Source organism: Rhizobium mongolense USDA 1844 (assembly GCF_000419765.1).
GTDB classification, from domain to species: domain Bacteria; phylum Pseudomonadota; class Alphaproteobacteria; order Rhizobiales; family Rhizobiaceae; genus Rhizobium; species Rhizobium mongolense.
Genome location: NZ_ATTQ01000002.1, coordinates 51,852 through 64,171, shown reverse-complemented (window position 1 = coordinate 64,171; position 12,320 = coordinate 51,852). Strand labels below are relative to the sequence as shown.

11 protein-coding genes and 1 tRNA gene are annotated in these 12,320 nt (G+C 58.8%); 5 read left to right on the top strand and 7 right to left on the bottom strand.

All coding sequences use genetic code 11. The features are described from left to right. Positions 1-656: 656 nt before the first annotated feature. The 3 genes from A3C3_RS0103370 to A3C3_RS0103360 form a co-directional block, all read right to left on the bottom strand. Complete coding sequence (locus A3C3_RS0103370; RefSeq protein ID WP_022713205.1) at positions 657-1,640, bottom strand: phosphatase PAP2 family protein; 984 nt, start codon at positions 1,638-1,640, stop codon at positions 657-659. Between the two features lie 393 nt (positions 1,641-2,033). Beyond that, positions 2,034-2,109, bottom strand: a tRNA-Ala gene (locus A3C3_RS0103365). 146 nt (positions 2,110-2,255) lie between these two features. Continuing rightward, complete coding sequence (locus A3C3_RS0103360) at positions 2,256-2,639, bottom strand: TIGR02300 family protein (protein ID WP_022713204.1); 384 nt, start codon at positions 2,637-2,639, stop codon at positions 2,256-2,258. A gap of 216 nt (positions 2,640-2,855) precedes the next feature. Between A3C3_RS0103360 and A3C3_RS37640 the strand changes: the two genes are divergently transcribed. The 3 genes from A3C3_RS37640 to rpsA all read left to right on the top strand — a co-directional run bounded on the left by A3C3_RS37640 (position 2,856) and on the right by rpsA (position 5,664). Next, the gene (locus A3C3_RS37640) at positions 2,856-3,146 is read left to right on the top strand and encodes a hypothetical protein (protein ID WP_022713203.1); all 291 of its coding nucleotides are present in this window, start codon (positions 2,856-2,858) and stop codon (positions 3,144-3,146) included. After that, positions 3,143-3,787, top strand: a complete 645-nt coding sequence (gene cmk, locus A3C3_RS0103350) for a (d)CMP kinase (protein WP_022713202.1) — start codon at positions 3,143-3,145, stop codon at positions 3,785-3,787. The genes A3C3_RS37640 and cmk overlap by 4 nt, the downstream gene beginning before the upstream one ends. 176 nt (positions 3,788-3,963) lie before the next feature. Beyond that, a complete protein-coding gene (gene rpsA, locus A3C3_RS0103345; RefSeq protein ID WP_022713201.1) occupies positions 3,964-5,664 on the top strand; it encodes a 30S ribosomal protein S1 in 1,701 nt (566 codons plus the stop codon). Between the two features lie 58 nt (positions 5,665-5,722). Here rpsA and A3C3_RS0103340 read toward each other — a convergent pair whose 3' ends face one another. The 3 genes from A3C3_RS0103340 to A3C3_RS0103330 form a co-directional block, all read right to left on the bottom strand. Further along, positions 5,723-7,219, bottom strand: a complete 1,497-nt coding sequence (locus A3C3_RS0103340) for a hypothetical protein (protein WP_022713200.1) — start codon at positions 7,217-7,219, stop codon at positions 5,723-5,725. A 233-nt stretch (positions 7,220-7,452) separates the two neighbouring features. Further along, positions 7,453-8,079: a ribonuclease D gene (locus A3C3_RS0103335; protein WP_022713199.1), complete on the bottom strand. Its 627-nt coding sequence runs from the start codon at positions 8,077-8,079 to the stop codon at positions 7,453-7,455. An 84-nt stretch (positions 8,080-8,163) separates the two neighbouring features. Continuing rightward, a complete protein-coding gene (locus A3C3_RS0103330) occupies positions 8,164-8,973 on the bottom strand; it encodes a MerR family transcriptional regulator (RefSeq protein WP_028739365.1) in 810 nt (269 codons plus the stop codon). Positions 8,974-9,180: 207 nt separating this feature from the next. On the opposite strand from A3C3_RS0103330, the gene A3C3_RS0103325 reads away from it, so the two are divergent. Together A3C3_RS0103325 and A3C3_RS0103320 are read left to right on the top strand one after the other, a co-directional pair. After that, complete coding sequence (locus tag A3C3_RS0103325) at positions 9,181-10,461, top strand: 4-aminobutyrate--2-oxoglutarate transaminase (RefSeq protein ID WP_022713197.1); 1,281 nt, start codon at positions 9,181-9,183, stop codon at positions 10,459-10,461. A gap of 21 nt (positions 10,462-10,482) precedes the next feature. Continuing rightward, positions 10,483-11,964 carry an NAD-dependent succinate-semialdehyde dehydrogenase gene (locus A3C3_RS0103320; RefSeq protein ID WP_022713196.1) on the top strand — a complete coding sequence of 494 codons (1,482 nt, stop codon included), beginning with the start codon at positions 10,483-10,485 and terminating at the stop codon, positions 11,962-11,964. A 45-nt stretch (positions 11,965-12,009) separates the two neighbouring features. On the opposite strand, the gene A3C3_RS0103315 is transcribed toward A3C3_RS0103320, so the two are convergent. Continuing rightward, entirely contained in the window at positions 12,010-12,219 is a 210-nt protein-coding gene (locus tag A3C3_RS0103315) for a SlyX family protein (protein ID WP_022713195.1), read from the bottom strand. Positions 12,220-12,320 lie beyond the last annotated feature (101 nt).

Sequence of the window (12,320 nt, the reverse complement as noted above, 5' to 3'; positions counted from 1 at the left end):
CCGAACGGCAGTTCATGGCAAGGGTCGGGTATGAGACAAGCCGCTTTATAACTGCGGGGCGGCTGCTAGAATGGTTCGCTTGGGAAACGACACCACGCCGACCAGCACCGAATATTAACTTGAAATCTGGAGATCTTGGTGGAGAAGCGGGCTACAACTCTCCCCATCTTTTTCGTGTTTTGTTTAAAATTGTTGTTAAAATTCAATTGGTTCTTTGACTAAGGCTGGGTACTTTTGTGGGTACGCACCCGAGATTTCATGCCAGCGCCATTGTCAGCCGACACCAAGTACCTCGAAAGCCACGGGCGCAAATGGCGTGTGGTCGTAAACGTTCCGAGGAAGCTCCGGAAGAAGCTCGGAACTAAGCTCAAGCGCCCTCTTGGCGAAGAGGCCGACTGTCGCCTTGTGTCGGAAGTTGATAGACTTCGGTCACGATCTCAGTGGAAAGGTCCATGTTTTCCGCACGGCCCTCGACCGATCGGGGCACGTTGCTGTCGTCCAGCGAGATCGAGCGCTCAGGACTTGGGCTGACCGCGACTGCGTCGAGAGTGAAACTCGGTCGGACGTGTCCAGAAGAATCGCCCGTATCCTGGTGCGGTTGGGGACGTTTCACGCGCGTAAGTCCGAGGCAGAGCTCTTAGTAAGGTTCCCATGATCTACGGCGAGTGGGGCTTCTGATGAATGAGTCGTCCGGTCAGCCACCAGATCGCCAGCGCTACTGCGGTCGCCACATAGCCATCTACGGCGTAGTGCCAGCCGGTGTAGACCGAACCATAGAAGATCATGGCTGCGAAAGCCCAGCCGACAACGCCAAGCCACCTGTTCAAAGAGGACAGGAACAGCGCGTTGAGCACTACAAGGCCGACATGCACGCTGGGCATGGCCGAGATACCGCTACCTAGCCCTGTCTGGCCCGCCTCGTAGAGGTCGAGCAGGTAGTAAGCGTATTCGCTATGGCCGAGGCCGTCCATCGCGACCTTCAGGCCGTGGAACCGGTCCCCTTCGACAAAATGGTCGTAGTAGATCGGGCCCACCGAGGACAGCGCTACGGCGAGGACGGTGCCTATGGTGAAGATCGTCAAGGCATGGGCCCATAGATAGCGAATGCGGCCCACCCTGTTAGACCAGAGAGAGACGAAAAGCACGGTCCCGAACCACTGTACGAACCACAAGACCTCGTAGCACTTTAAGACGATGAGAGACCACATCTGGTTGTCGAAGCGGTGCACCAATTCCCAGCTCGGAGCCCCATGAAGCCATTCGTCCAGATCGGCGAGCCAGATGTCGGCGTAGTAGGGCACAATGAATGGGATGGTACTCTTGAAGGTTGAGAAGGCGGTCAGTCCCGTGAAGAAGAACGCCATGACCGTCGCGAGAGTGCGCCAGCGTTCCTTGAGGACACTAACTGCATAGCGTGTGGGGGCGTCCCGACCAAACAGCAGAGCCATTGTCCCCAGCCCACCAATAAGTAGGATGGGTGTGCTGGCGATGAATTTACTGGCATAGACTTCCGCAAGGGTCGCGAAGGACGATGGCCGAAGAAGCAGGGCCGCTATGGCATAGAGAGCTATAAAGAAAGCCAGCCGGGTGGACCATTTATCCGATTGGCTGTCCTGGCTGAGCGCAATTTGTAAGTTCATCGTGCAATCCGACAGCTCATGGGGTGTCCGCAACCGGTGGCAATGCACGGTTGTAGGCCTGCCAACCTTAAAATGCGGTTTACATTGTTGCTGGATGCTGATCTGGGCAGAAGCCATTTCACTTAGGCATGAAGCTGGGACGCGACTTGGCCTTGGTTGCCCGGGGGGCTTCTACAAGCTGGTTCGCCTCGTTCAGCTACCAAGCATCGGATTTCCACCACCAGAGGTGTCGCGGCGCAGCCTGTATCCCGACGCCGACCTCGCCGAGCGGCGGGCGCTACCAGACCGACTGGAGAGACCGAAAGACGGCTCGAGTGCTGAGCGAGGGTCCACGGGCCAGTGGGAGGCAGTGAGGGATTGCATTTCTTTGGTAATTAGAGATCGAGAAGAGAGTGGTGGAGCTAAGCGGGATCGAACCGCTGACCTCTTGCATGCCATGCAAGCGCTCTCCCAGCTGAGCTATAGCCCCATCAGGGTGGTCCGGTATTTTGCCGGTCCTGGGATACTCCGTGGCATATGCCTAGCGGAGTGGCGGCTTCTTACTTGCGGTTTTCGCAGATGGCAAGCCAAAAAAACGGCCCGGAGATTTTTTGTCGTCCGGGCCGCGCTTTACGATCAGACTTCGTCTTCGTCGCCGGTGACGCCGATGATGTCGCTCATGTCGTCATCTTCATCGTCTTCGTCGGCTTCGAGGAAGGTATCGTCGTCATCGCCTTCGATTTCGACGTCGTCATCGCCGATATCTGGGATATCATCGCCGGATGCGCCTTCATCAGCGTCTTCCAGCGATACGAGTTCGACTTCGGTGTTTTCGGTATCGACTTCCTGAACCTCGTCTTCTTCGGCGATCTCGGCTGCTGCGGCCGAGGTTTCCTGGAAGAAGGACAATGGGTAGGACTTTCCGGTATATGGTGAAACGATCGGATCCCGGTTCAGATCGTAGAATTTCTTGCCGGTTTCCGGATCGGTACGCTTGGTTCCAAGTTCCGCTTTCGCCACTATAAGCCTCGTGAGAATGGCCGAATGCTAAATTCGGCAAATGCCGTTCAAACCGGCGTTTCATCGGAATTTATAAGCCGGTCCCCATAATCGTTGCGGCCAACGATGTCAAAGCTAAACTTCGCGCTGCAACCAGTATGGCGAAATGATCGTCAGATGACCGGCAAATAACATTGTGTTAGGTAGCGCCGGAAACGATAAATCATCGAGAAACAGATGTATCAATCGCCCCATTTCAGGGAAGATGATCTGGCGACACAGCACCAGCTGATCCGCGCCCATTCAGGGGTCGTCCGTGATGCACCTGAGGATTTCATCCGAGCGCAACTCAAAGGCATCATCGGCGTCGAACTCGAGATTGCGGCGATCGAAGGCAATTGGAAAGTCAGCCACAACCGGCCGGTCGCAGATCGCGAAGGCGTGGCGAAAGGCGTCGGCGATACGACTGGTGAGGCCGAGATGCTGGACCTTGTGAAGCGCTACCGCAGGCTGGAAGGAAACCATTGAGCAAGACATTTATAATCGCCATCGACGGACCCGCAGCCGCGGGCAAGGGTACCCTTTCGCGGCAGATCGCCGATGAGTACGGCTTTCATCATCTCGATACTGGCCTGACTTATCGAGCGGCCGCGAAGGCGTTGCTCGATGCCGGCCTGCCGCTCGATAACGAGCAGGTCGCCGAAAAGATAGCTCGCGAGGTTGAACTGGGCGACCTCGCACGCGATATACTTTCAAAGCATGAGATCGGCGAAGCCGCCTCAAAGATTGCCGTCATGCCGGCCGTGCGCCGGGCGCTGGTGGAGGCGCAGCGGCGGTTTTCGGAGAAGGCTCCGGGAACAGTGCTCGACGGACGTGATATCGGCACCGTCGTCTGCCCGGAGGCGCCGGTTAAGCTTTATGTGACGGCTTCCCCGGAGGTGCGGGCCAAGCGCCGCTACGAGGAGATCATCGGCAAGGGAGGAACGGCGGATTTCGATGCGATCTTCGAGGACGTCAAGCGGCGCGACGAACGCGATATGGGACGGGCCGACAGCCCCTTGAAACCAGCGGAAGAAGCACACTTGCTTGATACGTCGGAAATGAGTATAGAGGCCGCGTTTCAAGCTGCGAAATCGATCATCGATGCAGCATTGAGCCGAAATAACTGAATTCGAGCGATCGTTCCGTGCTTTTGCCGGGAAGCGCTTTATTGAAAGCCTGAAATTCCGTCCAAGCGCCGGATTGCTTCCTTGCAAGGAGGCGGACTGGGTTCAGGCCCGTTTAACACGAACCAACCGGCGCATACGTGGGCCTTGTCAGTATCAAAGGTCACGCAGGAGATTTTATGTCAGTAGCTACTCCCTCTCGCGAGGATTTCGCGGCCCTTCTCGAAGAGTCCTTTGCCAAGAACGATCTGGCTGAAGGCTATGTCACCAAGGGCATCGTCACCGGCATCGAAAAGGATGTCGCCGTTGTCGACGTCGGCCTGAAGGTCGAAGGCCGCATCGCGCTCAAGGAATTCGGCGCGAAAGCCAAGGATGGTTCGCTGAAGGTCGGCGACGAAGTTGAAGTGTATGTCGAGCGTATCGAAAACGCGCTTGGCGAAGCGGTTCTGTCGCGCGAGAAGGCTCGCCGCGAAGAAAGCTGGATCAAGCTTGAAGCAAAGTTCGAAGCCGGCGAGCGCGTCGAAGGCGTAATCTTCAACCAGGTCAAGGGCGGCTTCACGGTCGACCTCGACGGTGCGATCGCCTTCCTGCCGCGTTCTCAGGTCGATATCCGTCCGATCCGCGACGTTTCCCCGCTGATGCACAACCCGCAGCCCTTCGAAATCCTCAAGATGGACAAGCGCCGCGGCAACATCGTGGTTTCCCGCCGTACGGTTCTGGAAGAGTCCCGTGCCGAGCAGCGTTCTGAAATCGTTCAGAACCTCGAAGAAGGCCAGGTTGTTGACGGCGTCGTCAAGAACATCACCGATTACGGTGCGTTCGTTGACCTCGGCGGCATCGACGGCCTGCTGCACGTCACCGACATGGCATGGCGCCGTGTGAACCATCCGTCGGAAATCCTGAACATCGGCCAGCAGGTCAAGGTTCAGATCATCCGTATCAACCAGGAAACCCACCGCATCTCGCTTGGCATGAAGCAGCTCGAGAGCGATCCGTGGGATGGCATCCAGGCCAAGTATCCGGAAGGCAAGAAGATTTCCGGTACAGTCACGAATATCACCGACTACGGTGCGTTCGTCGAGCTGGAGCCGGGTATCGAAGGCCTGATCCACATCTCGGAAATGTCCTGGACCAAGAAGAACGTACACCCCGGCAAGATCCTGTCCACGAGCCAGGAAGTCGAAGTCGTCGTCCTCGAAGTCGATCCATCCAAGCGCCGTATTTCGCTCGGCCTCAAGCAGACGCTGGAAAATCCGTGGGCAGCATTCGCCCGCAACCATCCGGCCGGCACTGAAGTCGAAGGCGAAGTCAAGAACAAGACCGAATTCGGCCTGTTCATCGGTCTCGACGGCGACGTTGACGGCATGGTGCATCTCTCCGACCTCGACTGGAACCGTCCGGGCGAGCAGGTCATCGAAGAGTTCAACAAGGGTGACGTCGTCAAGGCAGTCGTTCTCGACGTCGACGTCGAGAAGGAACGCATCTCGCTCGGCATCAAGCAGCTCGGCAAGGATGCGGTTGGCGAAGCAGCTGCTTCCGGCGACCTGCGCAAGAATGCAGTCGTTTCCTGCGAAGTCATCGCAGTCAACGACGGCGGCATCGAAGTGAAGCTCGTCGACCACGAAGACATCACTTCGTTCATCCGCCGCGCAGACCTCTCGCGCGACCGCGACGAGCAGCGTCCGGAACGTTTCTCGGTTGGCCAGGTTGTTGACGCCCGCGTCACCAACTTCTCCAAGAAGGACCGCAAGATCATGCTGTCCATCAAGGCGCTGGAAATCGCAGAAGAGAAGGAAGCTGTCGCTCAGTTCGGTTCATCCGATAGCGGCGCTTCGCTCGGCGACATCCTTGGCGCGGCTCTGAAGAACCGCGGCGAGTAATCGTTAAGCCTTTGAAATCAAGATCCCGCTGGAGCGATCCGGCGGGTTTTTTGTTTGCTTATTCCCAGCCGGCCATGCGCTGATAGAGTGCGTAAACCGGATCGGCGACGGTATTGCCGGATGCTGTGGCGTCGACCTCGGGCAGATCCTGCGGCGCGACGCCTTCCGCTCGTTGCTCGCCTTCAGCCTCTGCGTCCTGATGCTCGCTGCCTGTGTTGGCCTGCTGCTCGTCCTCGGAGCCACTGCCTTCGTAGTCCCGACGATGCATTTCGCCGTCGCGACGTTGGGCACCGTCCTTGGCGAACTGGTAAGGATGCTGGGCGTATGGCATCCCATCAATTGGCTTCAGCAAACCTGACTTCTGCACGGCCTCTGCAACATCGGCAGGATGAACCTGCGGCTGCGCCACGATGTCTTTCTGCTGGTGGATAATCTGTGTGGAATCGGCAACCGGTAACCGCGCAGTCACGACTGTCTGCTGCAGCTTGGCAGGGACAGCGGCTTCGGAAATGTCTGCCGCCGGCTCTGCCTCGGCTACCATGTCCCCGGCTGTCGTCTCGGTTGTTCCCGGCACCGCTGCCAGATCGTCCAGGAGTGTTGCCGTTTCCTGCTCGCCGATGATTGCAACGATGAGCTCCGAAGCTTCTTCGGTCATCGAGGCAAGAACACCGGTCCAGACTTTCGGAATAACCGGCTCCGAATGATCCGAGCGCACCGTCGGGATCTGAGCTTCAACGTCTATTGGCTCGTCGATCAAGTTCGGCGAATCCGCCGAAACCGGATCCTCGGCCTGCACGTCAACCGCATCACGGTATTCGAGAGGGTTGTCCTCTGCGCGCGCAGGCTCTTCAAATGCCGCCTCGACGATTTTGACCGGTTGCTCCGCCAATTCGGCAATGAGCACAGCTGGCGCAAGCGGCAACGCTCTCTTGGTTGGCAGGGAGGCCTGAGCTTCCCGTACGGGCAATTGCTGCGCCTTTGCGATTGGCGGCAATTTCTCTTCCTGGATGGCGATGTTTGGCCGTGCTTCCGGGCGCAGAGGCGAAGCGTCGTTCTGGCGATAGGAGCGAACGACGGCGCGGGCCGCCAGATCACGATCCTTATAACGGATCGTTTCCAGATAGGCGATCACACGGGCTGCCTCCGGACCGGCCGGATTCTTCAGTGCCTCAGCAATCAACCGCAGTGGCAGAGTATGACCGGCGCCTGCGAGCTGGGTCTCGATCTCGTTGATCCGGGCGTCCGGAAGCTTCTGGATGGCTTCTGCGAGACGCGATGCAAAAGCGAGGTTGCTTTCCAATTCCCGGCGCGGCAGCGGCAGCTCGCTGGAGGCGGCATTGATGGCATCGAGCAGCGCGTCGAACATGCGCTCGCGAGCGGCTGCGAGAAGGATATTGAGCTTGCCGGCAATCGCTGAATTGAGGTCTGCGGCTTCGACTGCCTGGACAGGCGTCGGCGCAACGACTGAGCGACCGAGCCCGTTGGCAACGATCACCGCAGTTTGGCCGTGGGAGGAAAAGCTTGCATTTGACGCTGCACGAACCGGAGTCAACATGGCATGCTCCTTTTGTCGCAAAGTGACGATGGAAGCAGATCACAAGAAGACCGCGCTCATCCGGCCCCTCGCATTCTCCCGCAGATCCTCCTGTCCGCATGGCGCGTCATCGCACCGTCGAATGCATAAAAATTAACGACAATGTTACCGACGTTTCGTTAATGAAACGCTAACGGCCGGGCGGGGATGAAATCCCGCCCGGCCGCCGCAGCCGTGTTTTGGCCTTAAAGACTTCAGCTATGGGCGAAGATATCCGCTTCTTCCCAGCCCAGCAGATCGAGTTTGGCGCGGGTCGGCAGGAATTCGAAGCAGGCGGTTGCGTGGTCGATGCGGCCGTCGCGGATCAGCCGCTCGGTCAGCTTGTCGCGCAACGCATGCAGATAGAGCACATCGGAGGCGGCATATTCGAGCTGCGCCGGCGACAGGGTCGCCGCTGCCCAATCCGACGACTGCTGCACCTTGGAGATGTCGACGTCGAGCATTTCCTTGAGATTGTCCTTCAGGCCGTGGCGATCCGTATAGGTGCGGCATAGGCGCGATGCGATCTTGGTGCAGAAGACCGGCGCCGTGGTGACGCCGAAGGTGTGGAACAGCACAGCGATATCGAAGCGTCCATAATGGAAGATCTTCTGGCGAGCCGGATCGGCGAACATGGCGACGAGGTTGGGCGCTTCCTTCTGTCCGGCGGCAATGCGGATGACATCGGCGGTGCCGTCGCCCGGCGAAAGCTGCACGACGCAGAGCCGGTCGCGGCGCGGCACGAGGCCGAGCGTTTCCGTATCGATCGCGATCGCGCCTGTATAACGGGCGGCGTCCGACTCTGAAATATCGCCTTCGTGGTAACGGATGGTGGCGGCCATGGCTGTCTCTTATCGTTTCAATGTCTCACGTCGCGCTATAGCGCAAAGGCAGCCGTAGCGATACCGCTTAACGCTCATTGAGCGTTAGAATGTGGGTGGCGTATTGATCCACAGGAGCACGGTCTCGCCATCGTGACGATTGCGCCAGGAATGATAGCGGCGGCTTTCGAAGTAGAGCGAGTCACCGGGGCCGAGATCGAAGAACTGGTCGGAATCGAGAACGAGTTCGAGGCGACCGGAAAGTACATGCATGAATTCCTCGCCTTCATGCCGGTAGGCGCCTTCGCTGGCAGCCCCCGGTGCCAGCACGAAACGATGGCAATCCATCATCCGTCGGCCTTCGGCCAGCAGTTGCACCGTAACGCCGGGCGTCGTCTGCGGCCAGGTGCGCCATTCGCCGGAACGGATGATTGCGGTAACGTCTTCGCTCTCCTCGCCGGAAAGGCGCGAGACTGTGGTGCCGTAATATTCCGCGAGATCGTGCAGCGTCTTGAAGCTGACACCCTGCGACGTGCGCTCCAGTGTCGACAGGGTCGAAGAGGTGATGCCCATATCGCTCGCCACCTGCTCCAGCGTCTTGCCCGCCGCATGGCGAAGGCTGCGGAGCCGGCGGCCGATGTCGGAAGTGCTGCTGCTCTCGGCGTTTTCGGCCGATGGCTCCTCGATTTCCAGCGCCTCGCGGATCGCCGCCGGATTGAGGCCACGCTCGACGCGATACCACGAAATTCGCTTCAGGCGGGCGACATCCTCGGCGCTGTATTGCCGATGCCCTGTTTCCGAGCGGCCGGGAACGAGCAGGCCCTGGCTTTCCCAGAGGCGCGCCGTGGAAGCGGAAATGCCTGCCAGCCTTGCCGCTTCGGCCACCTTGTAGCGTACCGGACCGTTGTTGTTCATCAAGCAATAAATCCCTGATTCCGTTTTTGTTTTAGGCGCCGTGCGCGTCAGAATCTTCTGGCGAGCATCCATCAAAAAGCGTGATGTTTGAAGCAAAAAATGCCGCTTGATTTCCTACAGGAAAAATGTAGGAATTTTCTAACTTCCTTGCAGAAATTATGCAAGATAATTCCTCGACCCTTTCCAGCGCAGGAGCGCGAGCGCACGATGACCACGATCACCCTTACAGACCGGAAGAATGCCGCGATTTCGCGCGGCGTTGGCATGACCACGCAGATCTATGCCGACCGGGCGGAGAATGCCGAAATCTGGGACAAGGAGGGACGTCGCTACATCGATTTCGCGGCCGGTATCGCAGTGCTCAACACGGGCCACCGTCATCCACGGGTGATCGCCGCGGTAAAAGATCAACTCGATCACTTCACCCATACTTGCCATCAAGTCGTGCCTTATGAAAGCTATGTGCATCTCGCCGAACGTCTGAACGCACTCACGCCCGGAAACTTCGCCAAGAAGACGATCTTCGTGACGACGGGCGCCGAGGCCGTCGAAAACGCCGTGAAGATAGCGCGTGCTGCGACCGGCCGCTCCGCCGTCATCGCCTTTGGCGGCGGCTTCCATGGCCGCACCTTCATGGGCATGGCGCTGACCGGCAAGGTCGTGCCCTACAAGGTCGGTTTCGGCGCGATGCCGGGCGATGTTTTCCACGTGCCCTTCCCCATAGAGATGCATGGCGTGTCTCTTGAACAGTCGCTTGCCGCCCTGAAGAAGCTCTTCGCCGCCGATGTCGATCCGCAGCGCGTAGCCGCTATCATCATCGAGCCGGTTCAGGGCGAAGGCGGTTTCTATCCGGCGCCGGTCGCATTCATGAAGGCGCTACGCGAACTCTGCGACCAGCACGGGATTTTGCTGATTGCGGACGAAGTGCAGACGGGCTTTGCACGCACGGGTAGGATGTTTGCGATGGACCACCATGAGGTCGCGCCCGACCTGATGACCATGGCAAAGAGCCTTGCCGGCGGCTTTCCGCTGGCTGCCGTCACCGGCCGCGCAGAGATCATGGATGCACCTGCCCCTGGCGGTCTCGGCGGCACCTATGGCGGCAACCCGCTCGGCATCGCCGCGGCGCATGCCGTGCTCGACGTCATCAAGGATGAGGATCTCTGCAACCGAGCCAACCAGCTCGGCAGCCGCCTGAAGCAACGGTTGGAATCTCTGCGCGACAAGGTGCCGGAAATCGCCGACATCCGCGGGCCGGGCTTCATGAATGCCGTCGAGTTCAACGACAAGGCGACAAAGCTGCCGAGCGCGGATTTCGCGAATAAAGTCCGCCTGATCGCACTGGAGAAGGGTCTCATTCTTTTGACCTGCGGCGTGCACGGAAACGTCATTCGCTTCCTTGCCCCGATCACCATCCAGGACAATATCTTCGTCGAAGCGCTCGATATCCTCGAAGCCTCTATCCTTCAAGCAAGTGCGGGCAAGTAACCGCCCTTCGGAGTAAATGACATGTCATTCACGACTGCACTGACCAAGCATGTGCCCTTTTCTTCGCCGTTCCTCCGCGACTCCGGATTCATCAACGGCGAATGGACAAGGGGCGAAGCAACGAAAACCTTCGACGTTTTGAACCCGGCCACAGGCGAAGTGCTCGCCTCGCTGCCGGACATGGGTGCCGCCGACACCCGCAAAGCGATCGACGCGGCCTATGCGGCGCAACCTGAATGGGCAGCACGTCCTGCAAGGGAGCGTAGCGCTATCCTGCGCAAGTGGTTCGACCTGATGGTTGCCAACGCCGATGAGCTGGCGGCGATCCTGACGGCGGAAATGGGTAAGCCCTTTCCTGAAGCGCGCGGCGAGATCCTTTATGCCGCCGCTTATATCGAATGGTACGCGGAGGAAGCCAAGCGCATCTACGGCGAAACGATTCCCGCTCCTTCCAACGACAAGCGCATGATCGTCATCAAACAGCCGGTCGGAGTCGTGGGCACCATCACGCCCTGGAACTTCCCGGCGGCAATGATCACCCGCAAGATCGCTCCGGCGCTAGCTGTCGGCTGCACGGTTGTTTCGAAACCCGCCGAGCAGACCCCGCTCTCGGCAATCGCGCTTGCGGTTCTTGCCGAACAGGCCGGCATTCCGGCTGGCGTCTTCAACGTCATTGTCGGCGAAGACGGTCCGGCGATCGGCAAGGAACTTTGCAGCAACGACAAAGTGCGCAAGATCAGCTTTACCGGTTCGACGGAAGTTGGCCGCATTCTGATGCGCCAGTGCGCCGACCAGATCAAGAAGGTGAGCCTCGAGCTCGGCGGCAACGCACCATTCATCGTCTTTGACGATGCCGATCTCGATGCCGCCGTCGAAGGCGCGATCGCCTCCAAATACCGCAATGCCGGCCAGACTTGCGTTTGCGCCAACCGGCTCTACGTCCAGTCAGGCGTCTACGACGCATTTGCGGCCAAGCTGGCAGCAAAGGTCGAAGCCATGTCCGTCGGCGACGGCTTCGAGGCAGGCGTCACGATCGGCCCGCTGATCGACGCGCAGGGCCTTGCGAAGGTCGAAGATCACGTCAGCGACGCGCTTTCCAAGGGCGCCAGGGTTCTGACCGGCGGCAAGCGCATCGAAGGCGCCGGCACCTTCTTCACGCCGACCGTATTGACCGGCGTTGCCCGCGGCATGAAGGTAGCACGTGAAGAAACTTTCGGTCCTGTTGCTCCACTCTTCCGCTTCGATACTGTTGAAGAGGTGATTCAACAGGCGAACGACACCGAATTCGGCCTTGCCGCATATTTCTTCGCCGGCGATCTGAAGAAGGTCTGGAAGGTTGCCGAAGCGCTAGAATATGGGATGGTCGGTATCAATACCGGCCTGATGTCCACGGAGACGGCACCCTTCGGCGGCGTCAAGCAATCCGGGCACGGCCGCGAAGGATCGCGCCATGGCGTCGACGATTATCTCGAAATGAAATACCTCTGCATCGGCAATCTCTGAGCCGAAAGGAAAAGGGCGCCGTCAGGGGCGCCCTTTTTCTGCCAGTCAATAGTGCGGTGGACGCGTGATCGCCGGGGCTTCGAGGGATTGCTCCTCAAGGGACAGAAAGCGTTCCGTCAGCCGGTCGAGCTTGGTGCGCATCTGCTCGACTGCCTTCCATTGCTCCGCGAGTTGATCGGAAAGCTCGTCGATCGTCTTTGCCTGATGGGCGACCATTTCCTCAAGTTTGGTGATTCGACCCGTCTCGTCGGACATCGGTTTTCTCCCGGCAATTTCTGCCTTTCCAAAGCGGAAATAAGTCTTTGCGTCAATGCTTTCGAGGCTCGTAAAAAACGATTCCGAAAGTGAACCGTTTA

Bases quoted from the DNA above. Each gene is read 5' to 3' on its own strand.
- A3C3_RS0103325 (WP_022713197.1), top strand. From the start codon at position 9,181: ATGACCACGATCACCCTTACAGACCGGAAGAATGCCGCGATTTCGCGC.
- A3C3_RS0103315 (WP_022713195.1), bottom strand. From the start codon at position 12,219: ATGTCCGACGAGACGGGTCGAATCACCAAACTTGAGGAAATGGTCGCC.
- A3C3_RS0103330 (WP_028739365.1), bottom strand. From the start codon at position 8,973: ATGAACAACAACGGTCCGGTACGCTACAAGGTGGCCGAAGCGGCAAGG.
- A3C3_RS0103370 (WP_022713205.1), bottom strand. From the start codon at position 1,640: ATGAACTTACAAATTGCGCTCAGCCAGGACAGCCAATCGGATAAATGG.
- A3C3_RS0103320 (WP_022713196.1), top strand. From the start codon at position 10,483: ATGTCATTCACGACTGCACTGACCAAGCATGTGCCCTTTTCTTCGCCG.
- rpsA (WP_022713201.1), top strand. From the start codon at position 3,964: ATGTCAGTAGCTACTCCCTCTCGCGAGGATTTCGCGGCCCTTCTCGAA.
- A3C3_RS37640 (WP_022713203.1), top strand. From the start codon at position 2,856: ATGTATCAATCGCCCCATTTCAGGGAAGATGATCTGGCGACACAGCAC.
- A3C3_RS0103335 (WP_022713199.1), bottom strand. From the start codon at position 8,079: ATGGCCGCCACCATCCGTTACCACGAAGGCGATATTTCAGAGTCGGAC.
- A3C3_RS0103340 (WP_022713200.1), bottom strand. From the start codon at position 7,219: ATGTTGACTCCGGTTCGTGCAGCGTCAAATGCAAGCTTTTCCTCCCAC.